The 25,546-nt window shown below is 62.3% G+C and carries 21 protein-coding genes; 1 reads left to right on the top strand and 20 read right to left on the bottom strand.

Annotated elements, in window-relative coordinates:
* Positions 1 to 58: 58 nt before the first annotated feature.
* The 20 genes from DFR50_RS22075 to DFR50_RS21980 form a co-directional block, all read right to left on the bottom strand.
* On the bottom strand, positions 59 to 1,222 hold the full coding sequence (locus DFR50_RS22075; protein ID WP_245428038.1) for a glycosyltransferase family 4 protein: 1,164 nt from the start codon (positions 1,220 to 1,222) through the stop codon (positions 59 to 61).
* 177 nt (positions 1,223 to 1,399) lie between these two features.
* Positions 1,400 to 2,422 carry an EpsG family protein gene (locus tag DFR50_RS22070; protein WP_113891426.1) on the bottom strand — a complete coding sequence of 341 codons (1,023 nt, stop codon included), beginning with the start codon at positions 2,420 to 2,422 and terminating at the stop codon, positions 1,400 to 1,402.
* Between the two features lie 74 nt (positions 2,423 to 2,496).
* Positions 2,497 to 3,699 (bottom strand): glycosyltransferase, encoded by a 1,203-nt coding sequence (locus tag DFR50_RS22065; RefSeq protein WP_113891425.1) that lies wholly within the window; start codon positions 3,697 to 3,699, stop codon positions 2,497 to 2,499.
* Between the two features lie 24 nt (positions 3,700 to 3,723).
* A complete protein-coding gene (gene asnB / locus DFR50_RS22060) occupies positions 3,724 to 5,712 on the bottom strand; it encodes an asparagine synthase (glutamine-hydrolyzing) (protein ID WP_113891424.1) in 1,989 nt (662 codons plus the stop codon).
* The gene (locus tag DFR50_RS22055) at positions 5,700 to 6,842 is read right to left on the bottom strand and encodes a glycosyltransferase (RefSeq protein ID WP_113891423.1); all 1,143 of its coding nucleotides are present in this window, start codon (positions 6,840 to 6,842) and stop codon (positions 5,700 to 5,702) included. Before DFR50_RS22055 ends, asnB begins: the two co-directional genes overlap by 13 nt.
* A gap of 183 nt (positions 6,843 to 7,025) precedes the next feature.
* Positions 7,026 to 7,958, bottom strand: coding sequence for an FkbM family methyltransferase (locus DFR50_RS22050; RefSeq protein WP_170153334.1), 933 nt, complete (start codon positions 7,956 to 7,958; stop codon positions 7,026 to 7,028).
* Positions 7,959 to 7,993: 35 nt separating this feature from the next.
* Complete coding sequence (locus DFR50_RS22045) at positions 7,994 to 9,100, bottom strand: glycosyltransferase family 4 protein (RefSeq protein ID WP_113891421.1); 1,107 nt, start codon at positions 9,098 to 9,100, stop codon at positions 7,994 to 7,996.
* A gap of 138 nt (positions 9,101 to 9,238) precedes the next feature.
* On the bottom strand, positions 9,239 to 9,991 hold the full coding sequence (locus DFR50_RS22040; protein WP_113891420.1) for a TylF/MycF/NovP-related O-methyltransferase: 753 nt from the start codon (positions 9,989 to 9,991) through the stop codon (positions 9,239 to 9,241).
* A 137-nt stretch (positions 9,992 to 10,128) separates the two neighbouring features.
* A complete protein-coding gene (locus DFR50_RS22035) occupies positions 10,129 to 10,863 on the bottom strand; it encodes an FkbM family methyltransferase (protein ID WP_170153332.1) in 735 nt (244 codons plus the stop codon).
* A gap of 221 nt (positions 10,864 to 11,084) precedes the next feature.
* On the bottom strand, positions 11,085 to 12,023 hold the full coding sequence (locus DFR50_RS22030; RefSeq protein ID WP_113891418.1) for a glycosyltransferase family 2 protein: 939 nt from the start codon (positions 12,021 to 12,023) through the stop codon (positions 11,085 to 11,087).
* A gap of 53 nt (positions 12,024 to 12,076) precedes the next feature.
* Positions 12,077 to 13,084 (bottom strand): glycosyltransferase family 2 protein, encoded by a 1,008-nt coding sequence (locus DFR50_RS22025; RefSeq protein ID WP_113891417.1) that lies wholly within the window; start codon positions 13,082 to 13,084, stop codon positions 12,077 to 12,079.
* A 41-nt stretch (positions 13,085 to 13,125) separates the two neighbouring features.
* Positions 13,126 to 14,922: an ABC transporter ATP-binding protein gene (locus tag DFR50_RS22020; RefSeq protein WP_113891416.1), complete on the bottom strand. Its 1,797-nt coding sequence runs from the start codon at positions 14,920 to 14,922 to the stop codon at positions 13,126 to 13,128.
* Positions 14,919 to 15,974: an SDR family oxidoreductase gene (locus DFR50_RS22015; protein ID WP_113891415.1), complete on the bottom strand. Its 1,056-nt coding sequence runs from the start codon at positions 15,972 to 15,974 to the stop codon at positions 14,919 to 14,921. The genes DFR50_RS22020 and DFR50_RS22015 overlap by 4 nt, the downstream gene beginning before the upstream one ends.
* Positions 15,971 to 17,260 (bottom strand): Vi polysaccharide biosynthesis UDP-N-acetylglucosamine C-6 dehydrogenase TviB, encoded by a 1,290-nt coding sequence (gene tviB / locus DFR50_RS22010; RefSeq protein WP_113891414.1) that lies wholly within the window; start codon positions 17,258 to 17,260, stop codon positions 15,971 to 15,973. Before tviB ends, DFR50_RS22015 begins: the two co-directional genes overlap by 4 nt.
* 149 nt (positions 17,261 to 17,409) lie before the next feature.
* Entirely contained in the window at positions 17,410 to 18,141 is a 732-nt protein-coding gene (locus DFR50_RS22005; RefSeq protein ID WP_113891413.1) for a hypothetical protein, read from the bottom strand.
* Positions 18,138 to 20,417: a GumC family protein gene (locus DFR50_RS22000; protein WP_113891412.1), complete on the bottom strand. Its 2,280-nt coding sequence runs from the start codon at positions 20,415 to 20,417 to the stop codon at positions 18,138 to 18,140. The genes DFR50_RS22005 and DFR50_RS22000 overlap by 4 nt, the downstream gene beginning before the upstream one ends.
* A gap of 28 nt (positions 20,418 to 20,445) precedes the next feature.
* Complete coding sequence (locus DFR50_RS21995) at positions 20,446 to 21,930, bottom strand: O-antigen ligase family protein (RefSeq protein ID WP_170153330.1); 1,485 nt, start codon at positions 21,928 to 21,930, stop codon at positions 20,446 to 20,448.
* Positions 21,931 to 22,029: 99 nt separating this feature from the next.
* A complete protein-coding gene (gene nusG / locus DFR50_RS21990; RefSeq protein ID WP_210209001.1) occupies positions 22,030 to 22,605 on the bottom strand; it encodes a transcription termination/antitermination protein NusG in 576 nt (191 codons plus the stop codon).
* Between the two features lie 4 nt (positions 22,606 to 22,609).
* The gene (locus DFR50_RS21985) at positions 22,610 to 23,083 is read right to left on the bottom strand and encodes a hypothetical protein (RefSeq protein ID WP_147262847.1); all 474 of its coding nucleotides are present in this window, start codon (positions 23,081 to 23,083) and stop codon (positions 22,610 to 22,612) included.
* Between the two features lie 17 nt (positions 23,084 to 23,100).
* The gene (locus tag DFR50_RS21980) at positions 23,101 to 24,522 is read right to left on the bottom strand and encodes an outer membrane beta-barrel protein (RefSeq protein ID WP_113891408.1); all 1,422 of its coding nucleotides are present in this window, start codon (positions 24,520 to 24,522) and stop codon (positions 23,101 to 23,103) included.
* A gap of 365 nt (positions 24,523 to 24,887) precedes the next feature.
* Between DFR50_RS21980 and DFR50_RS21975 the strand changes: the two genes are divergently transcribed.
* Positions 24,888 to 25,427: a polysaccharide biosynthesis/export family protein gene (locus DFR50_RS21975; RefSeq protein WP_245428034.1), complete on the top strand. Its 540-nt coding sequence runs from the start codon at positions 24,888 to 24,890 to the stop codon at positions 25,425 to 25,427.
* The last annotated feature ends 119 nt before the right edge of the window (positions 25,428 to 25,546 follow it).

Genomic DNA, 25,546 nt, shown 5'->3' with positions numbered 1-25,546 from the left:
GGAGCGTCCGAGGACGTCGCCTCGCCACTCGGACGGCTGAAACCGTCGGCCTCGGCGATCATCCGGCCGCCGCCCGGTCGGCGATATCCCGAACGAGCGCCGCCAGACGGGGCCCGTGAACGCCGAGCGAGTACTCTCTCTCCACCTTCCGCCTGCCGAGCCGGCCCATGTCTTCGCGCAGTTGGGGATTGCCGACGAGACGTCGGATCGCAAGTTCCCATTCCGCTTCGCTGCTGGCGAGGTAGCCATGCTCGCCGTCAGCCACGATGGTCGCATTCGCCCCGACCGGCGACGCAACGACCGGAAGGCCGCACGCCATGTATTGGATGAGCTTGTACCCGCACTTTCCGCGCGCCCAAGGCTCGTCCGGAAGCGGCATGATGCCGATGTCCATGTCCTGAATGAGGGCGACCTCGCGGGCCTCGGACCAGTCGGTAAAGACAACCCTCGGATCCATGGAATTGCGCTCGCTCGCTCCGACGACATGGATCACCGCATCCAATTCCGTCGCCAGTCTTCGCAGCATGGGCAACAACGGCTCGACGTAAACCCATGTGCTGGCCGACCCGATCCAACCGATCGTGATTGGCTTTGTTGGCTGCCGAGTCCGATGCCGAGGCGTGTAGACCGACGTGTCGACGACGGTGGGAACGACTTCCGTGCGAGCGCAGAAGCGATCGGCGTACTCTTTCAGGTAGGCGTTGCCGCAGGTACAAAGCGAAGCCCGGCGCATCACGGCTTGGAGTTTTCCGCCAAGAGCGCGCCGCACCAGAGGATTTGCGTTGAGGTCGTATTGGTGAAAGATTGCGTCATCATAATCCAGAATCACCGGCTTCTTGGCCAGGAACGCCAGCAATTCGAAGAGTGAGGGAAGATAGGGGAAGCTTTCATATTGAATCCAGAGCAAGTCAATGTCTTCCTTCCTAAGAAGCAATATCAGGCGACTTATATATGAGCTTATCACTGCGATCGCGGGTTTCCCCTTACCGGAGAACAAGCGTTTCAGATAGTCATTTGACAACAAATACGACGGAATGATCTCAATTTGGTGTTGCGCCAGAATCGCACCATATTGATGCAGGCGTTGCCTTGTGCTAGCGGCCAGGTCGCCATATTTCATCAGGGCGAGCATTTTCATTTGCCGAGGTTGAACCGATCCGGCGCGCGCTGCTCGCGCAATTTTCGCAAGCGCGACAGACTGGCGCGTCATCGCCGGGTCCATGGGTCTCGCCGGTTGTCCGCGCCCCTGACCGGGCGTCGGAGAGAATCGCCCGCGGCGTCGGTCGGAGACGCGGCGCGACAGTGGATCGACGGATGACCGCAACGTCTCGTTGCGGTCTGACGCTGGCGAAAATCCGCGCGGTCGTCGCGTCGACAGCAAGCCCCGCCCGCTGCCGACTTATAGAAGTATGTTTTTGTAGGGAACATACGCGAAGACCATCATGCCGAATATAAAATATATCGCAAAGATCGCGATTGCCAGAACGGCTAACGAAGCTTGCAGAAGTTGACGGTCTTTCTGATAAATATAGACCAAGCATGGAAACGTCCATAACTGTAGGTAGGAAAAAAACAATGCAAAGCGATCCGCGCCTGTCGACGAAACAAAAGTCAGGGGCAATGAAGCGATCGCCATGATCGCGCCGATTGTGACGACTTGGCGTTCAAAACCGCTTTGCGCAAACTTGTTTCTCAGGAGCAGATAAATGGCGCCGGGAAAGGCCGACAGGAGGACATGAGCAAAGGCGCCAGAAGATTGGACGTTACGATCGAAATACCTTCTGTTGTAACCCGCAGCGGTATCACTGTCGGCGCCGGCGTGAACGATGACCAGCGACAGGACGACGGTCAACGCGATCTTGAGGAGGAGATGCCGTTTGTTGGAAAACAGGATGAGCGGCAGTAAAAGCACGGCGGAATTGTGGAAGCCGGCCGCCACGGCCAGCGCGCCCAATTTGAGGGCCAGCGACGACCTCTCCCACCGCGCCAAAACGATGTAACAGACCCCGATCGCCGCCGCCTGGCGGATGCCGCTCATGCCGACGACGAAGCCGAGATAAGGCAGGACCATCGCGAGCGCCAACCACGGTTGCGGCGTCGTCACCGCAAAGGCGAACACTCCCGTCAGAAACAGGAGCGTGCAGACGAACGTTACGCCGTAAACGTAGAAGCCAAGGAAATCACTGATCCTGTTCAGCTCCGTGAAGAGAATTTCTCCGCTACGATATGTGGAGTCAAACTTCACGACACTGAAAATATTGAGATAACCGCTCCAGTCGGGCCCGACTTCGTATCGCAGGCCCATGAATGTCAGAAGCGCTAGGAAGTAGATCGCAAGAGCGAACGTCAACCTGGGCCGCGCCGTCGGCGGGGCCAGCGCCCCGACCAGCGCCGGGGCGAGCATCAGGAAGTAAACCCACATCCGATCAGATCGTTTGTTGCAAAGGGCGGCGCACGGTCACGAGCGAAGGACTGAAGGTCAACGACAACGACGCGTCACAACGCTTCACGGGCATAAATCGCGCCGTAGTCGCGCGCTCCGGCCGTCAGCGAAAAGAGTTCAGCAGCCGTGCCGACGCAGCGGTTTCGCACGCCGGGGTCCGCCAGAAGCGCAAACAGTCTGTCCGCTGCGGCTTCGTATTCGGCATCGTCGAAGCGGCGAAGCGCCAGGCCGACGCGGCGGCCTTCCAGGATCTCCTCGACGTCGCCGACGCCGGCGTTTCCGACGCAAGGGACGCCGCAGCCGAGGTATTCGGCGAGCTTGGTCGGAGCGCTGGCGATTTTCGAGTAGGCGGGCTTGATGATCGACGCCGCCGCATGCATCCGGCTCAGATGCCGCGGCACCTCGGCGTGTTCGGCGGCGACGATTTCGAGGCGCCCGCCCTCCACGCCCGCGCGCGCCGCCGCGGCGTGGATGGCCTCATGGTCTCGGCGATTGACGACCAGCATGCGCGCGTCCGGCCGTCGTCGCGACAGGACGCGAAACAAGTCGAGCGTTTCGTCGAACAGATACCACGTCCCGACGGACCCCACGTAGCCGAACACGAACGGCGTGGCCGCCGGCGGGTCCTGCGGGCGGAACAGGCGCAGATCGGCGCAGGTCGGGATCACGGTTGTCGGGGGCTTGCGCGCATCATAGGCGGCCCAGCGTTGCATCTCGCGCGCCGAGGCGTGCGTCAGGGTGACGATATGGTCCGCGTTTCGGATCAGGACGCCTTCGAGGGTCTTGGCGCCGCGATACAGGGCGCCGCCCTTCGGCCACAGTCCCCCGTCGACGCGCTCGTCCGGCCAGAAGCCGCGCATGTCGAACAGAAGCTTCGCGCCGGTCGCTCGCTTGACCGCGAGCGCCATCAACGCCGCCACGTAGCTGCGCGCATGAACGATCGACGCATGAAGCCGCAGCGCCAGCCCCGTCGCCACCAGCGCGCCGTGGGCGATGTCGTAGGCGGTCGCCGGCACGGTCGGCGACTTGTGATAGGCGAGCGGCGTCCAGCCGATTCCCGCCGCCGACAGGCGCGCCCGCATCGCCGCCATGCGATCGTCATCCGCGCGGTCGGCCTGCTTTTCGAACGAGACGATATGGATCGGGTGTTGGCTCGCGAGCGGCTCGAGATAGGCCACGACCTGGCTCTGCCCCAACGGTTCCAGGAGCCCGTCGTAGCTGAGATAGAGGACGGCCTCGTTCGCGCGCCTGCTCACTGCCGCACTCTCCACGCGACCGCGCTAACCGACCGCATGTTCTTCGAGCGCCGCCGAGCGCGGCTCGAGCGACGCCAGCCAGGCCTGAAACATCAGGACGCTCCACAACCGCGGGGTCCAGTCGCGAAAGCCGCCGCAATGCTCGCTCCAAAGCCGCCGGGTCTGCGCGACGTCGAAATAACCCTCCTGGCCGAGGCGACGTTCGTCGAGCAGCGCCTCGGCCCAGTCGCGCAAGGGGCCGCGGATCCAGGCCCCGACCGGGATCGCGAAGCCGGATTTCGGACGCTCGAGCAGCTCTTTGGGCACGTGCTGGTACAGGATCTGCCGCAACGCCCACTTTGTCGAACCGCCGTTGATCTTCATCGACATCGGCAGGCGCCACGCGAATTCCGCCACGCGGTGATCGAGGAAAGGCACGCGCGTCTCGAGGCTCGTCGCCATGGCTGCGCGATCGACCTTCACGAGGATGTCGTCGGGAAGATAGGTCAGTCCGTCGAGCAGCATCATGCGCTGCGCCATCGCCTGCACCGGCTCGACGCCCGAACGATCGTCGAGACGAGTCGGCAAGACGGCTGCGCCCAGCGCCGGGTCCTGACCTGCGCGCCATTCCGTGACCAGGCTCTGGTAAACGTCCTCGGGCGCCTCGACGGAGACCAGTCTGGCCGCCAGCTTGTGGGCCTTGTCGCCGAGCCTTGCGACGTGGCGACGCAACAGGGGCAGACGGCCGACGACGTTCCATTGCGCGGGCGACAGGCGGAAGAGACCCGCGCCGCCCGCCTTGCGAAGCGCCGCAGGGGCCCAGCTGACCAGGCTCCAGAACATCGGTCCGTAAACGTAACGGTTGTATCCGCCGAAAAGCTCGTCGCCTCCGTCCCCCGACAGCGCGACGGTCACGTATTTGCGCGCGGCCGAGCAGATGATGCTGGTCGGGATCTGGGAGCTGTCGCCGAACGGCTCGTCGTACAGGCATGGAAGCTTCGGGATGACCGCCATCGTCTCTTTCGGCGAAACGTGGATCTCCTGATGCTCGGTTCCGAGACGGCGCGCCACCGCCGCGGCGTAGGGGGCCTCGTTGAACGCGCCGTCGTCGAAGCCGACGGTGAAGGTCCTGACCGGGCGGCTCGACATCGCCTGCATCAGGGCGACGACGGTCGAGGAGTCGACGCCGCCCGACAGGAACGCGCCGAGCGGCACATCGGACATCAACTGTCCGCGCACCGCGCGCGTGAGCAGCCCCTTGAGTTCGCTCAACCCCTCCCGTTCGTCGCGCACGGGGTCCGCCACTCCTCTGGCCGCGGCTTCCGCGTAGCTCCAGTAGCGCCGCGTCTCGCTCAGCCGGCTCGACACGGCTCCGGCGTTCAGCGTGAGAGTCGTTCCCGGCTCCAGCTTGAAGATGTCCTCGTAAATCGAATAGGGCGCGGGCACGTAACAGAAGCGCAGGTACAGCGCCACGACGTCGCGATTGACGGCGTTGGCGAAGGATTTGTGCGCGCGCAGCGCCTTGAGCTCCGAGCCGAACGCGAAGGCGGTCGCCTGGCCCCGCCCGAGCCAGCCGTAGTAGAGCGGCTTCTCCCCGAAGCGGTCGCGCGCGAGCGTGAGGCGCCGGTCGCGGCGGTCCCAGAGGCCGAAGGCGAACATGCCGACGGCTCGCGCGAGGGTCGCCTCCACACCCCAGGCGGCGAAGCCCTCGAGCAACGTCTCCGTGTCCGAGGTCCCTCGCCACGGGACGGGCGCGCTCGCTTCGAGTTCCGCGCGCAAGTCGAGGTGGTTGTAGATCTCGCCGTTGTACGTCAGCACGAAGCGGCCGCAGGCCGAGTGCATGGGCTGCGCGCCCCGCTCCGACAGTTCGACGATCGCGAGGCGGCGGTGGCCGAGCGCGACGCCGGCGGCGCTGTCGGTCCACGCGCCCTCGCCGTCGGGGCCGCGATGGGCAAGCGCGTCCATCATCGACCTGACGTCGCCGTCGAGCCCGCGGCGGTCGCCCGGCCGAAGGAAGCCGGCTATGCCGCACATACGATTTCTCGCTTCGGCGGCGCGCCATGTTCGTCGGGAAACAGGATCCGGAGGTACTTTTCGGCGGCGATTTCCGGCGAGAAATCCGCGGCCCGGCGTCTCAGGGCGTCCCGGTCGTGAGTCTTGCTCAAGGAATCCAGCATCGCTCGCGCCAGGGCGTCGGCGTCGCCGACCGGCGTCAGCGCGCCATACCGGCCATTGTCGAGGATCTCGCGCGGACCGCTCCGGCAATCGGTGGAGACGACGGGAAGGCCGCAGGCGAGGGCTTCGATGAGGACATTGCCGAGGCCCTCGCTGTCGGACGACAGAACGAACAGGTCCGCCGACTCGTAAAGCGCGCGTGGCTTGCGGCGGGATCCGGGAAGCAGCACTTTGCCGGAAAGACCTTCGTCACGCACGATCTGCTCGGTCGCGGCCCGGAGTTCGCCGTCGCCGAGGATCAGCATCCGGGCGTCGGCGTGAATCACGACCTGTTTGAACGCCTTGATCAGCAGCGCATGATTCTTCACGCGCTTCAATTTGCCGACGCTGATAATTCTCGGGCCAGTCCAACCCTCCCAAGCGCGCTCCGCATCCTCCCGATCCTTCGGGGAGGCGTCGGCGAGAGTGACCGGATTGTTGACCACTTCAATTGGCTTCAGTTGGAAGCATCCCAGTCTCGAGATGTCTTCGGCCACGCCGACCGACACCGCGACGCGAGCGTGGGCCAACGGATAGATCGCCCCAAGGCTCGCTCGAAGCGCAAGCCAGTTCAATAACCCCCAGTTCCTGTACTGGATCGATAGCGTGGCGTGATCGACTGTGACGACGCGCGTCCCGCCCGAGCCGATGGCGCGTGCAACCAGAACGGTCGCTGCGGTCAGCGGCCAGAGGTTGACGAGAACGGCGTCGGGCCTGCGCATTTTCAAATAACGAGCGAGCGGCGCCACCAGATTGCGCAGTTGCCTCACCTTCAGGTCGACGACTTGGGCGCCAAGTGGGACGTCTTGAAGGAACTCACCAAATTTATTCATCAGGGCGAAGTCAACGTCGTAGCCAGACTGCAAGAATTGACGTGAGAGATCAACAGAGACACGTTCCGCGCCACCGATATTCAAGTCTGGAAGGATAATTGTAATGCGTCTGCGCATGTATAGTAGGCCTTGATCCGGTGTCATTCACGGATTAGATGTCATTGCGCCGCGCTCGCCGCGCAAATGATAAAAATTACAATGAAATATGCGTGGCGTGGTGCCTGCCATTCTCTAAACTAATTATACGATTCTATGTTAAAATTGTAATTATATTCGAATTCCTGTGATCCTATTGCGTCCTCAATCATAGACGTATTGCATTATCTTCTGTAGGTTTATGGGTGCGCAGATTAGATAATTACGAGACCCGCGACTTGACGGTTCACTGTGAATGCGGAGGTTTGCGCAAGAGCGTAACCCCTTCAGTTCATCAATTAGGAACAATCTATAATCAAGTCCGTCGATTATGTCGGCGACGGCACATCTGACGTCCGAGTCCAGGATCTCGATCAGAACGGTCGGGCGATCGCGCTGCAAACGTTGACTCATTCCCCTCAATACAGACGGCTCATGTCTCTCAACATCGACCTTGATCAAATCGATGTTCCTGAGGCGGATCTCGTCGAAGAGCGTGTCTAGCCGGGCCGCACGTACCGTTGTCTTAGTATAGGTCAAACCTGCGACCATTTTTTGATCCAGAGATGATGAATAGTTATGTTCGCTCTCCAAATCAAACAGGGTTGCCTCGCCATCGGATTCTGACGCCGCAACCATGAATGACTCAATCGAAAATCGGTTCAGCGCCAGGTTTTTTACCAACTTATCATAAATCCGTCTGACGGGCTCGACGGCAACGACACGCGCTGAAGGGTTAACCGACGCGGCCGCCAGAGCATAGACTCCAGTATTAGCGCCAACATCGGCAATGAAGTTTGCTTCTTGACAAAGAGTCGCCCAAACCGTCATCGACATAGGCTCGAAACGCCCGGCGCCGTAGCCCGCCCAAAATAACTCATTTTCTACATAGTGGCCGAAATGCTGAATGCGAAATTTCGCGCTCTCTGTGACATTGACATCGAACGAACCAAAGAAATAAAGGTGCTGATATATCGCCGGGCTTAGATGTAAGGCTCGCATGTACCGAAACATCCATAGATGATTGCGCAATGGAAAGGTGACCATCCTTATGGCGGATTTGACCGATTCATTTCTTCTTTTAGGGACTGTAATCATGCTGTCTGAACCCCGTGAGCGCTTAGGTTTGGCGTTTACGCGAGTAGACGCTCCCATTGGGACAAAATATGGCGCAATGCGAAGCGGGAATCCTCGAAAGCAATCTGTCCAAATTGCCTTCGTTCTTGTTCGTCGCTCATCAGGCGATCCAATGCTGAAGCCAGCGCTCCAACGTCCTCCTTGGGCGCAAGCAATCCATCCTGCTCGTGGCGCACAATGTCGGCCGGTCCACAGTCACAATCGAAACTGACCACAGGGAGCCCAAAGGACTTCGCCTCTACGAGGACAAGCCCGAAGCCCTCGAAGCGGGAAGAAAATACGAAGATTGAGGCTCGCTGGAATTCCGAAGCCATGTCCGTGGTGTTCGGCGCGAAGTCGACGGAGAGGGCGATATCGAGGCGTGTCGCCTGGGATTCCAGCACAGCCCTTTCGGGGCCGGAGCCCACGATTCGCAGTCGCCACCCCGGGCGCCGGCTCGACAATTGCGCCCAGGCTTCGAGGAGAAGGTCGAAGCCTTTCTGAGGCACCAGTCTGCCCGCGGCCAACACCAACCGTGCGTCCAGCGGAGCGCGCTTGTCGTGGGCGATCGTGACGGGGTTGGGAATGGCGAACACCGGGGCCCGCCCCGGCAGGCGCCTCAGGTATTGCCGCCGGTCCTTTTCCGTCAGCGTCACGACCGCCGCCGCCGAGCGCGCCGCCAGTCGACGACCCGCATAGCGGCGCAGGCGCTGCGGCCAGTCGCCCACGTTCACGAACAGGTGGAAATGCTCCCAGGCGACGACTGTGGCGTCCGTGCCCCACGAGGCGGGGATGCTGTACCAGCTGAGAACCATGTCGACGTCGACGACCCGGTCGATGCCGTTCTGCTTCAGAAATCTGCGCAGCCTCGACCAGACCCGGACGTCGCTGAAATTGGCGCTGTGGCGTTCCATGTGCAGGGAATGCAGGCGCACCGTCGGATGGAGCGGGAAGACGGCGCGCTCGCCGTGCGACAGGCTGAGGATCGAGACCTCGAAGCCGCGCTCGGCTAGGGCGCCCGCGATGACCGTCGCCACCCGCTCGGTCCCCCCCGATCGACTGATGTTTCCACACAGGAAGCAGACGCGGGGCGTCTTGCGGGGTCGCGACGGCGAGGATGTCATGACGATGACGACGTCGGTTCTGTTTCCAGGAGGCGGGTATCCCGCCTGAGTTGTCTTGGCTGACGCAATAAACAGCCACAATCGTGAACACGGCAAAGCAAATGATCTTCACTGCGCAAACTCGTCAGGGATGTTACTCTAAGGAATTTCAGGTTGCTGAGACGGATGCTTTGCGCGGTCTTCGACAATAAACGACATCCCGTGCCAGCCGAACTGAACGAATGGGGAAAAATGAAATCGCCTATCGTTAAGTAGAAACTCGAGGCAAGCTAGACGTTCGCCGGAAAGCGTACGTGGCGAGTAGCAGTAATAATCATCCAGAGCCAGAATCATCCCGTGCTTCATGCGGCTGCTAAGGAATGAGAGTACCGTCCTGGTAGAGCTATTGAGATCACAATCGATGTATGCCATGGCAACATCGTTAGGTAGTTTGATATCCCCGACGTATTGTGTCTCGAGCGTGTCTTCATAGTAACCAGGAACAGTAACATAATCATTTTCCGGAATTCCGTTACGCTTGCAGATCGCTTTAAACTCTGCGAGTCCCGTGCTCATAGCTCCTTCAATCCACATCTGATGCTCATCTTCTGGACCAACTTGGGGTGGAAGGCCACGAAAGGAGTCGAAAGACCACAATTTACACGTAGATTTCACTCGTCTGCTTTCATGATAGGCGAGCGAGAAGGTCATACCGCCCCATGAGCCGAATTCGAGATAGTCACCGGAGATCCCATTAAAAGAAAGAGCTGTGAACGACTTGCGCATGAATTCTCTTCGTTCCACGGACTCATAGTCCGGCCTGACCTGATAAAATGCATCTCTTGCTTCCCGCAAGCGCCCCAGCGTTTTGTCAGGTATAGAAGCGCGTATCAATTGCTTAAGGATCTCCATTTTGACCTCGTCGCTTTGATTGCATCAGTTGTGCGGCGCGCTCGCAATCACCGTCGCCACTCGCTCGGTTCCCCCAACCGGAAGATATATTTCCCGATAAGAAACAGACGTTGGGCATTTCGAGAGGCGGAGAAGGCTCAAGGGCCACAGTTTAGACGCCGGCGCGTATAGAATAGATCGCATTGAACGTCCGGGAGTTCATCAGTTTTAACCGGCAACGACAGAGCTCTCGAAAGGTAACGCTCTCGGTCATAATCATTTTCGATTACGTACGCGTAGAACCCAGCTTCCTTCATTCTAATGAAGACATTCCTCGACGCCTCGTAGTCGTCATGGGGACTTGTTTCCACAATTATCTCCATATTTGCCGGGAAGCAATGGAGGGAATCGAGAATGTTCGACATGATTGCCGGCTCAGCGCCCTCAACATCTATCTTAATCAGGCGAACCCGCGCGATCTCTTCCGGATGAAGAATTTCCAAGAGCGGCTTTGCCTGAACCTTGGCAAAGAAAAGGCCTCCGCGGCCGATCGCGCGACTGGCGATTGTGGTCGAGGCGCCGATGTTGTGCTCAGGCATGTTGTACAGATTCAATTGTTCGAATCGGTCCGACGCAGCAATCTGTACCGCGCGCACATTCTTAGCGTACTCGTTCAGGTTCAGATTTGCTTCGAGCATGGCGAATGTCGTCGGCGAAGCCTCTATGGCGACCACTTTTCCTAACTGCCCCACCCGCCACGCCGCGAGAAGAGAATCGTATCCAATGTTGGCGCCAACATCGATGAAAACATCACCTGTAGTAAGCGAATTTTCAATTATCTGACTAATCTCTGGCTCCCAAACACCAAAATGAAATATATATGATTGTATCATATCATGGATATTGCATATCATTCGTGCGTTGAAAAATGTATAACCGATATAATCCCCTCGCAGTGACTTGAGTAGTCGGTCGTAATGCCGAAGAAATCGAAATCGACTGAAGGGAAGATGACTTATGAGGGATATAGTCATCCGATGAATGCGAATCAGGACTGGGGGTGTAAAGATCTGCAAGAAGTGATTATTATACGTCATGCCGGAGGCCTATGAAGTCATGGATGGGTTTGTGCCAGCAGTTTCTTGATTACGAGCTTAATTCGCTTCCAAAGCGACAAGTATGAGATCAAATAATCCGAAACCGGCCCGGAGTACCCGTAATGTCTATACATGTCGGCATAATGCGCGTAAACTCCACGAGATACAAGCGAATTGAGGTAGGCGCGACTACGAGGGTCGCCTACCCACGAAGATTCTATATGCGCCATCTTCTCTAGATAATGTATCGATTGGACTTGGCGGGCCCGCTGATCATTGGACCTGTCTCTAGCGTCTCGATGACAAACGGCACGCACGAGCGGCGAGTATAAAAGGCGTCCACGCTGCGCCAGCCGAACCCATATATCGATGTCTTCACAAAACGTCAGTTTCGTATCGAACAAACCAACGGAAGCAAAAGCGGATCGTCGCACGCAGATTGAACTTGTGTAGAACGGGTAGATACCTTCAACCAAGCAGCGCAGATAGGCAACTCCTGTCGGAATGTCCCCAGACGCCAACGCCGTCTCGACGCTAGCATCGCGAGCGGATCCGTCCGGCTCAATGTATTGGTAGTTGGTGGCAAAAATCGAAGCATCTGGGTCTTGGCGAATGAGATCACAAATTGTAGCGATAAAATCCGTATGCCATTCGTCATCGGCGTCCAAGAAGGCGACGTAGTCACCTGTTGCCTGAGAGATACCGGCGTTGCGGGCTGCCGAAACACCTAGAGGCGGCTGCGTTAATAGGACGATCTGCGATCCATAGTCAAGTACCGCCTTTGCGCTTTGATCAGTCGATCCGTCGTCAACAACAATTATCTGAGAGACCGCCATTGATTGACCGTATACGCTCGCAATAGCCCTGACTATTGTTGTTTCCATATTATGTATAGGAATTATAACGGATATGGTCGGCGGCTCGAACGGCGTCCTGACCATGGGTTCCTCAGACATTGTCGCGGTTTCGGGGCCGTCTTCCAGAGCGCCGGCGCCGTCGCCCAGGACGATTAGATGCGGGTACTTCGTTTGCACCGCCCGACAGACGACACCCGTCGCTCCCACGGACGTTTCAAATCCCAGCACGGAGCGCCCAGTGCAGTCCGAAGTGTCGTCGCAGGCAGCTTCTTGAGCGCAAGTTTAAAGCGCTGAAACAACGTTAAATATGGTCTCAGGCGAAGCGAGAGTTTCCCGGAATGGCCGTTATACCGATAGAGATCCGCGTAATGGGCGTAGATACAACGAGTAATGAAAAGATTTAGATAAGCGCGGCCGCGAGGGTCGCCTACCCAAGACGCTTCTATGCCTGCAGTCTTTTCCAGGTAGTAAATCGCTTGGTAGTAAGTGTCCTTCTTGGGCGAGCGATATGGATCGTCTCTATGATAAACGGAACACACGCGAGGCGAATATAGAAAACGCCCGTATTGCGCCAAGCGAACCCACATGTCGATGTCTTCAGCAATCGTTAGTCCTGTATCGAACAGCCCAACGGAAGCAAATGCGGACCGTTTCACACAAATCGAACTTGAGTTGAACAGGTAGACGCCCTTCCAAAGAAAGCGTAAATATTCGACGCTCATCAATTCGTTCTTCGTAAACGACGCCGCCGTGACGCCGCTGTCGTTGATTACGCCGTCCGGCTCGACGTACTGGTAGTTAGTAGCGAAGACAAACGCATCGGGATCTTCGGAAATTAAATTACAGATGGTGGCAGAGAAGTCGGCGCTCCACTCATCATCGGCGTCCAGGAAAGCGATATAGTCCCCGGTGGCATGATTGATACCAGCATTGCGTGCGGCCGCGACGCCGGAATTGGACTGAGACACGAGAACAATGCGCTTGCCACAATTTTGTAGCGCCTGAACGCCGCCATCTGTCGAACCATCATCGACGACGATGATTTCAGAGACAGCACGCGACTGATTACATATACTGGAAACGGCTCGGATAATCGTCGCTTCCATGTTATATAGAGGAATGACGACTGAAATAGTGGGCGTTTCGACCAGCGTCGGCATCCCGAGGTCCTCAAGCTATTAGGAGTTTATGTTCTGTCCTATCAAAAACAGAATAATTCTTGATAGTTCCCGAATCGGCGGACCGTACCCTGGGCCAGTTCGAAAACCACATCGCAGCTCCTCAGCGTCGTGGTCCGGTGCGCGATTACCAGTACGGTTACGCCGTCGCCCACAGCGTTCACCGCGGCCATGACCGCGTTTTCCGTAGCGTCGTCCAGGGCGCTGGTGGCCTCGTCCAGGATGATCAGGCGCGCGTCCTTGTAGAAGGCGCGGGCGATGCCCAAGCGCTGGCGTTGTCCGCCCGACAGGCGGACCCCTCTCTCGCCCACCACGGTCTCATACCCTTTCGGCAGGGTCTCGATGAAGTCGGCGAGCTGCGCCTTGCCCGCAGCCGCCCTGACCCGGCCCATGTCGATCTCGGCCCTCTCGCGCCCGAACGCGATGTTTTCCGTAAGACTGGTGTCCGAAAGAAAGATGAACTGGGGCACATGGGCGATGCCGGCCTGCCACGCCTGGCGGTTGGCGTCGGTCAGCCTTTCGCCGTCGATCTCGATTGCGCCTTCGGTCGGGCTCAGAAGCCCCATGACGAGATCGAACAGGGTGCTCTTGCCGCTGCCGGTCTTGCCGACAAAGCCGATCCGGGCCCCGGGAGGAATGTCCAGCGACACATGGCGGATCACGTCCGGACCATCGGCGGCATAGTGAAAGCTGACGTCGCGGAGAGACAATGACCGGTCGAACCGCAGGGGGGCAGCCTTCGCCGGCGCGCTCGCCGGGGCCGGGCGGCCGAGCTTGCCGAGCAGATCGGCGACGACATCGCGATTGCCGGCGAGCCCCGCCCAGCCGAAATAGATCTGCTGCAGATGCGGCATCACCCTCTGCGCGCCGAGCGCCAGCGCGCCGAGGGCCGGGATCGCGGCGGTCATAGTCGCCGCGCGCCGCGTCGCGGCGTAGGCGACGACCGCGATCAGAACGACGCCCACCGACTCGACGAGGAAGCGGGGCAGACCGGCGAGGAATTGGTTGTTGGACTGCGCGTTCTTCTGCATGGCGTCGAAGCGCCAGAACCGGCGCACGTAAAGCTCCTGGACGCTGTCGAGGATGACGTCCCGGATGCCGCCGAGCCCCTCCTGGACAGCGAGAATACGAGCGCCATCCGCCTTTGCGTTGATGACAGCGTTGGCTGCGAGGCGTTGGCGGGCGGCGACGGTCGCAAAGACATAGATCAGCCCGAAGCCGAGCCCGGCCGACAACGCCATCGCCGGATCGATCCGCAGCAGGGCGATCAGGATCGTGATCGAGAAGAGGATCGAGACGACGGTCTGGATCAGCGGATTGAGAAAGGAGGAGATCAGGACGCCGACGTGATTGATGCCGGCGATCGCGTCGCTGGTGTTGTGGGTCGCGTGATAGGCGAACGGCCGATAGAGCAAGTGACGATAGATGTCGCGACCCATGTCGGCGCCGACGCCGTACGAGAACTTGAGGCTGCTCCATGTCAGCAGGGTTCGAACGCCGCCCGAAGACAGGGCGACCGCGATGAAGAGCAGCGTCGCCGGAAGCAGCAGGTCGGCGGGGTCCTTCCAGCCGAGAAGGGCCGCAGCGCCCGCAATCGCCGGATAGTGGAGCGCGGAAGCGGGGTTCGACAGCAGCGCCAGAAACGGCAGGACCGCGCCCAGCGTCGCCAGCTCCGCGAAGACGCCGGCGAAGGTCAACACCAGGACCCCGGCGAGCTGCCAGCGCCGCCGTTTCGACAGGTGGGCGAAGAACAGCCGGCACAGGCGCCACAGCGATGGCGCTTTCGGGCCTTTCGGCGAATTGCCGGCTGCGGTCGTCATGACGCGGCCGGCTGCCGGGCCGCCTCGACATGACGGCGGACGGTGAGAAGCAGGCCTTCGGCGAACCGATGACTGGGCGCGTAGCCCATGAGCCTCCGCGCCTTGCCGATGTCCGCCTGGCTGTGACGCACGTCGCCGGCGCGGAACTCGCGGTGGATCGGGCGCGCGTCGGCGAGGCGCGGATGGTGTGGGGACAACAGCCGCTTCAGCTCTCCGTACAGGCCGTTCAGCGTCACGCGGTCGCCGACCGCCACGTTGTAGATCTGGTTGACGGCGTCGGGCGACCGGGTCGTCGCCGCGAGCAGGTTGATCTGCACCACGTTGTCGACGAAGGTGAAATCCCGGCTCGTCTCGCCGTCGCCGTTGATGACGACCGGCTCGCCGGCGATCATCGCCGCGGTCCATTTCGGGATGACGGCGGCGTAGGCGCCGTGCGGGTCCTGCCGCGGACCGAACACGTTGAAGTAGCGCAGGCCGATCGACTCGAGGCCGTAGCAGCGGGCGAACACGTCGGCATAGAGTTCGTTGACGTATTTCGTGACGGCGTATGGGCTCAGCGGCCGGCCGATCACGTCTTCGACCTTTGGAAGTCCCGGATGATCGCCGTAGGTCGAACTGCTCGCGGCATAAACGAACCGAGACGCCTCCGCGTCGCGCGCGGCGACCAGCATGTTCAGGAAGCCGTCGACATTGGCGGCGTTGGTCGCGATCGGATCGAGGAGGCTGCGCGGCACCGATCCGAGCGCCGCCTGGTGCAGGACGCAGTCGACGCCGGCGCACGCCTTGCGGCAGTCGGCGAGCCGCGTGACGTCGCCTTCGATCAGGTCGAATCCGCGCCAGCGCGCGGCGCCGGCCCGGGCCCGCACGTCGTCGAGATTGCGCGCGTGGCCGGTCGAGAAATTGTCCAGCCCGATCACCCGCTGACCGAGCTCGAGCAACGTTTCGAGCAGGTTCGAACCGATGAAGCCCGCGACGCCCGTGACCAGCCACGATCTCGGCGTCTCCTGCAGGTCACGGCGAACCTTGCGATAGGCCGCCGCCGCCTCGGTCACAGGCGGACGTCCGACTGGTCGGCGGCGAACAGGTTCTTGACGTCGAACAGGACGTGGGCCGGCTTGCCCAGGGCGCGGATCTTTTCCGGTCCCATCGCGCGAAACAGGTCGTGCGCGACCGCCAGAACGATGCCGTCGTAGCTGTCGGGGGTGAGGGCGGCCGTCGGCGACAGGCCATATTCCTGGCGGGCCTGCTCGGGATTCGCCCACGGGTCGTAGACATCGACGCCGACGTTGTACTGCTTCAGCTCATTGATCAGATCGATGACGCGCGAGTTGCGGATATCCGGGCAATTCTCCTTGAAGGTGAGCCCCATCACCAGGACCTTGGCGCCGTCGATCTGGATGCGACGGCGGATCATCGCCTTGGTCAGTCGCGAACCGACATAGGCCCCCATCCCGTCGTTCAGGCGCCGGCCGGCCAGGATAATCTCGGGATGATAGCCGATCGCCTGCGCCTTGTGCGTCAGATAGTAGGGGTCGACGCCGATGCAGTGGCCTCCGACCAACCCCGGCCGGAAGGACAGGAAATTCCACTTCGTGCCCGCGGCGATCAGAACGGCCTCGGTGTCGAGGCCCAATTTGTTGAAGATGATCGCCAGCTCGTTGACCAGGGCGATATTGAGATCTCTCTGGGTGTTCTCGATCACCTTCGCGGCCTCGGCGACGCGGATGCTCGGCGCCTTGTGGGTGCCGGCGGAAATGATCTGCCGATAGAGAGAGTCGACGATCTCCGACGCCTCGGGCGTCGAGCCGGAGGTCACCTTCTTGATCTCGGTCAGCCGGTGCAGCTTGTCGCCCGGATTGATGCGCTCGGGACTGTAGCCGACGAAGAAATCCTGGTTGAACGTCAGACCCGATTCGGATTCGAGAACCGGCACGCAGTCCTCTTCCGTCGCCCCCGGGTAGACGGTCGACTCGTAGATGACGATGTCGCCGCGCTTCAGGGCCTTGCCGACCGTTTTCGAGGCCCGCAGCAACGGCCCGAGATCCGGACGCTTATGGCCGTCGATCGGAGTGGGCACCGTGACGATGAACAGCCTGCAGGTGTCGAGGTCGGCGCAATTGCTGGTGAAACGCAGCGACTTCGCCGCGCGCAAGTCTTCGTCCGCAACCTCGAGGGTCGTGTCGCAGCCGGTGCGCAGCGCCTCGACCCGAGACGCATTGATGTCGAAGCCGACGACATCCCGCACCTTGCCGAATTCGACGGCGAGCGGCAAACCGACATAACCCAGGCCGATCACTGCGAGTTTGCCGGTCGCGGTCGGTTGGAAATCGATCTGCATCGGTTGCCCTCGGTAGCCGCGTGGAAGTCGATAGCAGGTGTCGAACTCGGCCGGTTCCGCGGCCGATCGTTCGTCTTGGCGTCCGCGCCGCCGCGCCCTCCGGGCCACGGACGCGGAGCGGCGGACCGGACAGAGCCGGCGGCGCGGGTTCAGTTCCGCTGGTCGGGCGAGGCGCGCCCGAGGTCTGACGAGACGTCGTCGGCGCCGTCCGTCCCCGACAGTTCGCCCGGTTCGACGCGCTCGCTCGATGGCGGCGCGGCCGGCAGAAGCGCCGCGTCGACGGCCGCCGCGTCGTCGCCGCCGTTCAGAAGCAACGCGGTCCGCATCGCTTCGACTGTCCCTTCGGGCGCGCTCGAGAGCATCGTCCTGAGCTTCGTCCTGGCGCCCGGGTCGATCCCGGCCCAGCCCCCGACGAGGTCGGCGATCACCGCATGCTGAACGTCCGGAGGCAGGGACTTCCAGAACGGCAACGCGAATTTGGCGCGCGCCGTCATGAAGCGCAGTTCGTTGGGGCCGGTCGTCGTCGACATCGCCAGCGCGGCGGCGACGGTCTCGGCCGGCTCTCCGGCCTCCCGCCGGGCAATCGCCAGATCCAGCCAGGCGCCGGAGCTCAGCGGCGCCTGCGACAACAGCTGGCCCGCCAATGTCTCCGCCTCGACGGGCGACCGTGGTCGGGCCAGCCTCGCGGCGGCCCGCGCCGCGACGTCGCCGACGAGACTGTCTCCGACGAAAGGCGCCAACGCGGTCGCCGCGCTCGCCGCGTCAGCGGACCGTTCGGCGAGCGCGAGGCTCAAACCCGTGGCGCCGCTTCCAATCGCCAGTCCCGACAGGATCATGACGATGATCGCCGTCCAGAAGCGGATTTCGCGGACTCGGATCATTCCGTATAGTATTTCTTGTAGTAACGATCGCCATAGTAATACGAGTACGCGTACTTCCCGTATTTCTGCGCCTGCGCATGCACCACGTAATTGAAGACCACTCCCGCCACCTTTCGATGACTGGCGAGCCGCTCGACGGAATGGGCGACCATTTCCCGCGGCGTGGACGCCCATCGCACGACGAACAGCGTCTTGTCGACGAGTTGGGAAACGATCAACGCGTCGACGACGGGTCCAAGCGGCGGAGAATCGATGAGGATCAGGTCGTATTGCTCGCGGAGCTCGGCGATGAGCGCCCGGAAGCGATCCGAGCCGAGCAGGTCGGGCGGATTCTGCGTCTTGGCGCCGGCGGGCAGCACCCACAGCTGAAGCTTTTCGTCGCGCAAGACGACGCTCGAGAGCTCGGCGCCGTAGACCAGGTGATCGACCAGGCCCGGGCCGTCCGCGGCGTTGAAATAGCGTGAGACGGTCGGATGCCGCAGGTCGCCCTCGACGATCAGGGTCCGAAGCCCCGACCGCGCCGCGGAGGCTGCGGTGGTCATCGCGATCGTCGATTTGCCTTCGCTGGGGACGGTCGAAGTCACGAGCAGCACTTTCGGCGGATTGTCGACGTCGCTCATTTGCACGGCGCTGCGCAACGAACGGAACGCCTCGGAGAATCGCGACAGCGGCTTGACGAAAGGATATTCCGGCATCGTGATCAACACGCCGTCGTTGGTGAGATCGCGCGTTTCCATGAGGGCGATCGAGGCGAGCAGCGGCAGGTCTAGAAATTCCTCGACCTGCCGCGGCGTCGTGAAGCCGGGATTGAGCAATTCGACGACGAAGGCGCCCCCCACTCCGGCCGCGAGACCCAGGACGAGCGACGCGCCGAGGACGAGCATCGTCCGGGGCGACGTCTGCGGGGCCGGCGGCTGCGCCGGGGTGATGACACGGGCGTCGCGGGCCTCGAAAGTGGACTGCTCCTCCGTCACTTTCGCGCGCTGAAGGAACTCCTCGAACAGGGTCTTGTCGACGGCGGCGTTGCGCTCGAGTTCGCGCAGCGTGATGGCCTTGGAGGCGTCGAGATCCGTTTCCCCCGTGACCTCGTTCAGCGTCTTCTCGATCGCCTGCTGGCGCGCCAGCGCCATGTCGTAGTCGTGCTTGACATCGGCGGCGAGCCGCTCGGCTTCCCTGGCGATCGAGCGGCGCAGATCGGCGAGTTGCGCGTGGATGTTGACGACCGAAGGATGGCGGTCGGAATAGCGAGCGAGCAGGTCCGCCGCCTGGCGCATGAGGTCGTTCTCCTGCTGCCGCAGTTCGGGGATGGCGCCGGCGTTGGCGATATCGGGCAGGTCCGCGACGGAGCCGCCCGCCGCCTGCACCTGCAGCAACAGGTCGAGCCGCGCCTTCTTGTCGGCGGTCTCGGCGCGGGCGGCGACCCGCCGGCCGTTGAGCTGTCCGAGCTGGTCCTGGTTCAGCGTGACGTTGCCGCCGCCCGCGCCGATGAGATTGTTGTCCGAGCGGAAGCGCGCGACCGCTTCCTCCGACTCGCGTAACTGCTTGCGCAAGTCGACGAGGCGGTCGCTGAGCCAGGCGGAGGCGCGCTTGGCCGCTTCGAAGCGCGCGTCGAGCTTGTCGATGACATAGGCGTCGGCGATGGCGTTGGCGAGCCGGACGGCTTTCGCCGGATCGGCCGAGGTGAAGGAGACGTTGAGCACCAGCGATTGGCCGTTGCGGCTAACGCCCACCGCGCCCATGACGTTTTGCACCGTCTGCGCCACTTCGAGCGTGGGCGGCTCGCTGCGGCCGAGTTCGTCGCGTCCGGCAGGCGCCGCCGACGGCGCAGGCGCGGGGGCGGGGCTGAAGAACGCGCGGATCGGGCCGAGCAGCCCCCGGCTGCCCACGACCGGGGTCGCGGCGCCGAACTCCGGGTCGGTGACGAGATGATCCTGCCGCACCACACGGCTGAGCAGCGAGGTGGAGCGGATGACCTGAATCTGGCTCTCGATGGCGGGCAGATCGAGCGCGAATCCGGCGAGCATCGAATCCTGGGCGCCCGCCTTCTCCTTGTTGGGATCGAGCAGCAACTGGGCCGTCGCGGTGTAGAGCGGCGTTTGGCGGGCGATGTAGAGCCCCCCGATCAGGACCGCGAGCGCGGCGACGCCGGCAATGAACTTCCAGTTGCGCCATGCGAAGTTGATCGCGTCCAGGAAATCGAAGGAGGCCGGCTCCTTCCTGTCCGGATGCAGGGTATCGCCACGACCGGTTTCCGGACCGTCCAAGCGCTTCAGCATCTGCGCCTTTCCTGGGCTTGTTCGAGGGTCAATCGGCGACGGCGTGACGGGAGCTTTCCGACTGCGCGACGCCGGCGCCCAGCAGGGCCATGAACGTCAGTGACACGGCCTGGATCTGCAGGCTGAAGTCGACGAGCGCGTGCACGCCGACGGTCAGCGCGGCGGCCGTGGCGACGACCGGCGCCATCGAGTCGCGCTGCCGTATCACCGCCCCGATGGCGCACTTGAGCACGAGCAGCGCCAGCGCCGTCATCAGCGCCGTGCCGAAGACGAGGCCGAGGCCGAGCCAGACCTCGACATAGGTGTTGTGGGCGAGGTCCCAGACTTCGAAGTTCGAGATCGACTGGTCCCGGTACATCGGGAACACGTCGGCGAAGGCGCCATAACCGAATCCGAGAAGCGGGGCGTCGAGGATCGCGCGCATGGCGATGGCGTCGACGGCGAGGCGGCTGACGTCGCCGAGACCCGCGGTCGCGATGCGGCCGACGAACCGGTCGCCGAACCCGATGAACGTCACCGCGATCGCCGCCGCGACGAAGGCGATCCCCTCGATCCGCTCGCCCTGCCGCCGCCGCCGGCGCGTCGTCGTCAAGACGAGGACGGCGAACACGCCGAGCATGGTGGCCAGAATCCCGCCTCTCGAGGCTGTCCCGAGGAGCGCGACCAGGATCACCAGCAGGGCGCCGAGGCAGAAGCCGGCCCGGGCGCCCGTGGCGGCGATCAGGCTCCCGATCCGATTGGAAGCGATCCCGGCGGTGTCGGACATGGCGTGCTGGTACAGGCGCAACGCGAGCGCGGTGACGGTTATCAGGCCGAGACCAGCATAGGTGGCGAAGGAGTTCGGGTTGGCGAAGGTCGAGCGAACGAAGCCGCTTCCGTCGGGCGCATCCAGGAACGGGATCGCGCCGTGCGCCGCGACCGCCAGGATCAGCCCGAGGGCGGAATAGGCGGCGACGACGCCGGCGACGAAGAGCAGCAACAGTTGCGCCCGCGCCGCCCTGCGGCAGAGCTGCATCGCAAGCCACAGCACGCTCGCATCGGTGAGCAAGCGCATCAGCGCCCGTCCGGTGGCCGCGGGATTGACGCTGATCGTCCCGGGCAGGCCGGCGGCCGCGCTTCGGCCGAGCGCGTCCGAAGCCATCGCCCATATCGGGTGGGCGAGGCCGGACATCACGAGCGTCGACATCTGGGCGAGAATCCACACGACGACGGCCAGAAACAATGCGGCCGCAACGGCGATCCGTTTGACGGCGATCGCATGCCGGCGCGCGCGCGCGAGGTTCGAGACCTCGTAAACGAACGCCAGGGCGGGGAATACGATCGCATCCACGCTCCATGGCAAAAGCCGGTTGCCGCCGAGCCAGAGCGGAACCCACGCGAGCCCGGCGATGAGGCCGACGAACAGACAGGCTTCGATCGGGTCGTCGCCCAGCGCTCGCAGGGTCGGCTGATCCGGCGCCGTGCCCCCGTCCTGGGACGCGGCAGGGTCGAATCCGTCCTTGTGTCTCGACATCGCGGTCATTTCGGCATGCTACCGCACTTCGGGTGAACTGACGTTCACGCGTGGAGGGAGATTCGGCGGCGCGCGCGCCCCGCGCGGGGCGCGCGGGTGTCAGACGGCTTCCAGGTTCGCCCTGTCCAGGGTGGCGTAGATCTGGCCGCCGAGAATTTCGAGGAGCACCCGCACCTTGCCGCGCGAGTCGAGCCGCACCAGTCGGCCCATCGCCTGGGCCAGCGGCCCCGAGGCGACGCGCACGGACTGGCCCGTGACGAGATCGCGGTCGAAGCGACAGGCGCCGGTCTCGTCGAGATAGCCGAACAGCGTCTCGACGACCCCGGCGGGAACCGGCAGCGGTCCGTTCTCGCCCATGATCAGGCGCAGGACGCCGATCGTTCCGTTGATCGAGCGCCAGCGGTCGCGATCGAGATCCAGCGCGACGAACAGGTAGCCGGGAAACGCCGCGCGACAGACATCGCGGGTTCGCCTCGCATGGCGGACGGACGCCCGGACGAACGGCAGGAAGACGCGCAGATCCTGGGCGCGCAACTGCATCGCCGCGCCGAATTCCCGATGCGCCAGTGTCTGTACGACATGCCATCGCTCGCCTTGGTCGAGCGGCCTGTCGACAGGCGCAGCGGCTCCATGCGGCTGCGCGGGTTCTCGCGGATGGAGTGAGAGCAAGGCCACAGACCTATTGCACGCTGGCGGGCGAGCCAGGACTGGAGGAAAAGCCGCCCCCGCCGCCGCCCAGGCCCCCCTCCAGGCCGAGACCGCCAGCGCCGCCGTATGGCGCAGCGGAGGTCAGGGCCGCGAAGTCGGCGACGACGTCGGCGACCACCGGGTCGCCGGCGTTGTCCGCCAGGAAGGTCGAAATCGCCCGGGAGCCGGCCGGATCATAACGGCTGAGATAGACCAGCGCGGCCACGATGCCGCGCTCGATCTCCCTGCGATCCCTGGGGTTCGCCCTGTTGGCGGCCCTGACCACGGCTGCGATGGCGCCGGGGTCGGCGATCAGTCGATCTCGCGTGCGCCGCGCCGTTGGCGACAGCGGGACCTGCACCGCCGCGGCGCCGAGTTCGCCGGGCGTCCGGATCTGCTGGGCCGATGCCGGGACCGTCAGAACAGCGGCGGCCGTCGCGAACAAGCCTATGGCGACTATTCTCATCGCGCACCCCAAAACAGTTAATAGTGATAAGTTAGCCCAGCCGAAATTATGTTTTGATGATATACAGCGACATAATTGCGATTTGAGGTTGTCGCCGTGTATTGATAGTTAAAAGTCAATGCGATGTTTCTCCAGTAGGTATAATTTAAGCCACCGCCAAATGTCCAAGCGGTATCGTCGAGAGGACTGTTCGACCAGGCCGTCCGCGCCCATCCTCCCCGCACCGCCAAGGACCAAGACGTCGCCAACGAATAATCTGCCTCGAATCGCGCCTGAGACGTGACGCCGTTCGGCGATCCAGCGATCGCCTGCAACGGAATTGGCTGCAATTGAACCACGGCGACCGGCGGCAATTGTGTAACGGCAGATCCAACGGAATTTTCGAGGGATACGGCGAGCGTGAGATACCGCGTCGGATAGTAGGAGATCCTTCCGCCGAATGCCGGCGCGCCGACGGACCCGAAGACACGACTGACGCTGTTCTGCGTCTGGTAGCCGGCGTAAATTTCGCCGCGAAACAGGCCGATGAGATCGGACCTGAGGCCGCCGATCACGCGATAGCCATTCGTGTCGTACCAGCCGTTCCAGTAGCGCGCCCAGTCGCCGCCGCCTTCGATGAACACGCTCAGTTGCGGCGTCACCCAGTAGCCCGTCCGCACGAACGCGTCGTAACTGGCGCCGCTCTGCGAACCGCCTCCGAGCGGAAGCGCTTCGTATTGCGTGAGTTGCGCCCCGGCGCCGACCCTCACGTAGAAGCGGTCGGCCAGGAGTTTCTCGATCGCCAGCGCGCCGCTCGCCTCATTCCAGTTCTGGTTCAGCGCCGCGGTGCTGGTCGTGTTGATCGAGGAGACGAACGACGAGCCGGCTGCGCCGAATGTCCCGAAAATTCCGTTCTGGCGGGTGAATGCGCCGGTCACGTCGACCGTCAGGTCTGCGGTCGGCTTCCAGACATGGTCGAAAGACGCTGTCCCGGTGACGTTGTTCGGCGACGGCGTGTTCGTGAAGGGCGGGCGCGACGCGTCGGGATAGACGGTGGCGTCGGCGTTGAGCGTGAGCGTGGTCTTGTGGATCCCCTGATCGTCAACCGCGACCACGTTCGGCGTGAACTCGAGGCCCATGCCGTTCACCCGGTGGTTTTCGGACGTGAAGAGATTGTCGTTGTAGATCGCGCCGACGAAGATCGAGGGGTAAACGAGGAACCCGCCGACGACCAGACCGTTTGCCGGAAGGGGGGCTCCCTGGATTCCGAGGGCTGCGTCGGAACGAGACGCGGCGGCCGAACCCGACCCGCCGGCGGCCGCGTTGGTCGCGTCCTGCGCCCGCGCCATCCCCGCCAGCGTCAGGACGCCGAGCACGAGCGGCAGCGCCGCCCGGACGCTTCGTTCCGCCGGCCGCAGCCGGCTCCAACAAGTGGGCGCGTTGCCATAGTAAACATCCATGATGCAACTTTGAAATGGTTGCGCATGAACAATCCAATATCCTCACACTACAAACGCCGCAAGAGAAAAAAGTCCGCATGATTTCCAGTTTGTAATCTTAACACGTTTGTAGACTTTGTCATTGACGTTCAACAGAAGTTCTGTAAACGGAATAATTCGTGACCATTCATTTATCGTGAAATCTAGACTCGAAAACCTGATTCATCTTTCGCCAATAACAAAGATGGTTTACGCTGTCGACTAAGCTCTACAAATTGTTTGACTTGAAGAAGATGTGGCCACTAGTTTGGGGCTGGCGATCACGGGGTCTGACGTTGTCGAAGATCTGGCGGGCCATATGTGGAGCAGCGTTCGGCAGCGCCGTCTTGTCGGGCTGTGCGAGTGTCGACAGCCTCGGTCCGGCGACGGCGACCGAGCAGGAGGCGCTGATCACCGCGGCTGCGACGACCGCGCCGGACCTTCAGCCGGGCGAGAAGATCAAGGTGACGGTGTTCGGCGAGGACCGTCTTTCGGGAGAATACGAGATCGACCCGGGCGGCAACGTCTCCCTGCCGCTTGCCGGGACGGTCAAGGCGGCCGGCTTGAGCAACAAGCAGTTCGAGGCGGCGTTGACCAAGGCGTTCCGCGGCGAGTACCTGCGCGATCCCAAAGTGACGGTCGAAGTCTCGAGCTTCCGGCCCTTCTACATACTCGGGGAGGTGGAAAAGCCCGGCGAATACCCGTTCAAGGGCGGCCTGAACGTGTTGAGCGCAATCGCGCTCGCGGGCGGCTCGACCTATCGAGCGAGCCGGTCCGATGTATCGATCCAGCATTCCGGCGAGGCGGGCTTCAAGCAGTATCCGCTTTCGCCGACCATTCCGGTGCTGCCGGGCGACCTGATCCGGGTGCCGGAGCGTTACTTCTGAGCGGCGCTTCTCGACGATCCGTCACGCCGACGCAGCCGCGGCGCGGCTTCGACGCATTGCCGGAGCGCGGCGATGTGCGCGAGGCCGAACTCACCGACGCGATCGCGCCGGCTCTCGAC

It is taken from the genome of Roseiarcus fermentans (assembly GCF_003315135.1).
GTDB classification, from domain to species: domain Bacteria; phylum Pseudomonadota; class Alphaproteobacteria; order Rhizobiales; family Beijerinckiaceae; genus Roseiarcus; species Roseiarcus fermentans.
Note: the sequence above shows the minus strand (reverse complement) of the source record. Positions and strands in the feature narration are given on the sequence as shown.

What these genes read in the sequence shown, in the direction of transcription:
- DFR50_RS22075 (WP_245428038.1), bottom strand. Translation starts at nt 1,222, where the DNA reads ATGGACCCGGCGATGACGCGCCAGTCTGTCGCGCTTGCGAAAATTGCG.
- DFR50_RS22070 (WP_113891426.1), bottom strand. Translation starts at nt 2,422, where the DNA reads ATGTGGGTTTACTTCCTGATGCTCGCCCCGGCGCTGGTCGGGGCGCTG.
- asnB (WP_113891424.1), bottom strand. Translation starts at nt 5,712, where the DNA reads ATGTGCGGCATAGCCGGCTTCCTTCGGCCGGGCGACCGCCGCGGGCTC.
- DFR50_RS22055 (WP_113891423.1), bottom strand. Translation starts at nt 6,842, where the DNA reads ATGCGCAGACGCATTACAATTATCCTTCCAGACTTGAATATCGGTGGC.
- DFR50_RS22050 (WP_170153334.1), bottom strand. Translation starts at nt 7,958, where the DNA reads ATGATTACAGTCCCTAAAAGAAGAAATGAATCGGTCAAATCCGCCATA.
- DFR50_RS22045 (WP_113891421.1), bottom strand. Translation starts at nt 9,100, where the DNA reads ATGACATCCTCGCCGTCGCGACCCCGCAAGACGCCCCGCGTCTGCTTC.
- DFR50_RS22040 (WP_113891420.1), bottom strand. Translation starts at nt 9,991, where the DNA reads ATGGAGATCCTTAAGCAATTGATACGCGCTTCTATACCTGACAAAACG.
- DFR50_RS22035 (WP_170153332.1), bottom strand. Translation starts at nt 10,863, where the DNA reads ATGATACAATCATATATATTTCATTTTGGTGTTTGGGAGCCAGAGATT.
- DFR50_RS22030 (WP_113891418.1), bottom strand. Translation starts at nt 12,023, where the DNA reads ATGTCTGAGGAACCCATGGTCAGGACGCCGTTCGAGCCGCCGACCATA.
- DFR50_RS22025 (WP_113891417.1), bottom strand. Translation starts at nt 13,084, where the DNA reads ATGCCGACGCTGGTCGAAACGCCCACTATTTCAGTCGTCATTCCTCTA.
- DFR50_RS22020 (WP_113891416.1), bottom strand. Translation starts at nt 14,922, where the DNA reads ATGACGACCGCAGCCGGCAATTCGCCGAAAGGCCCGAAAGCGCCATCG.
- tviB (WP_113891414.1), bottom strand. Translation starts at nt 17,260, where the DNA reads ATGCAGATCGATTTCCAACCGACCGCGACCGGCAAACTCGCAGTGATC.
- DFR50_RS22005 (WP_113891413.1), bottom strand. Translation starts at nt 18,141, where the DNA reads ATGATCCGAGTCCGCGAAATCCGCTTCTGGACGGCGATCATCGTCATG.
- DFR50_RS22000 (WP_113891412.1), bottom strand. Translation starts at nt 20,417, where the DNA reads ATGCTGAAGCGCTTGGACGGTCCGGAAACCGGTCGTGGCGATACCCTG.
- DFR50_RS21995 (WP_170153330.1), bottom strand. Translation starts at nt 21,930, where the DNA reads ATGTCGAGACACAAGGACGGATTCGACCCTGCCGCGTCCCAGGACGGG.
- DFR50_RS21985 (WP_147262847.1), bottom strand. Translation starts at nt 23,083, where the DNA reads ATGAGAATAGTCGCCATAGGCTTGTTCGCGACGGCCGCCGCTGTTCTG.
- DFR50_RS21980 (WP_113891408.1), bottom strand. Translation starts at nt 24,522, where the DNA reads ATGGATGTTTACTATGGCAACGCGCCCACTTGTTGGAGCCGGCTGCGG.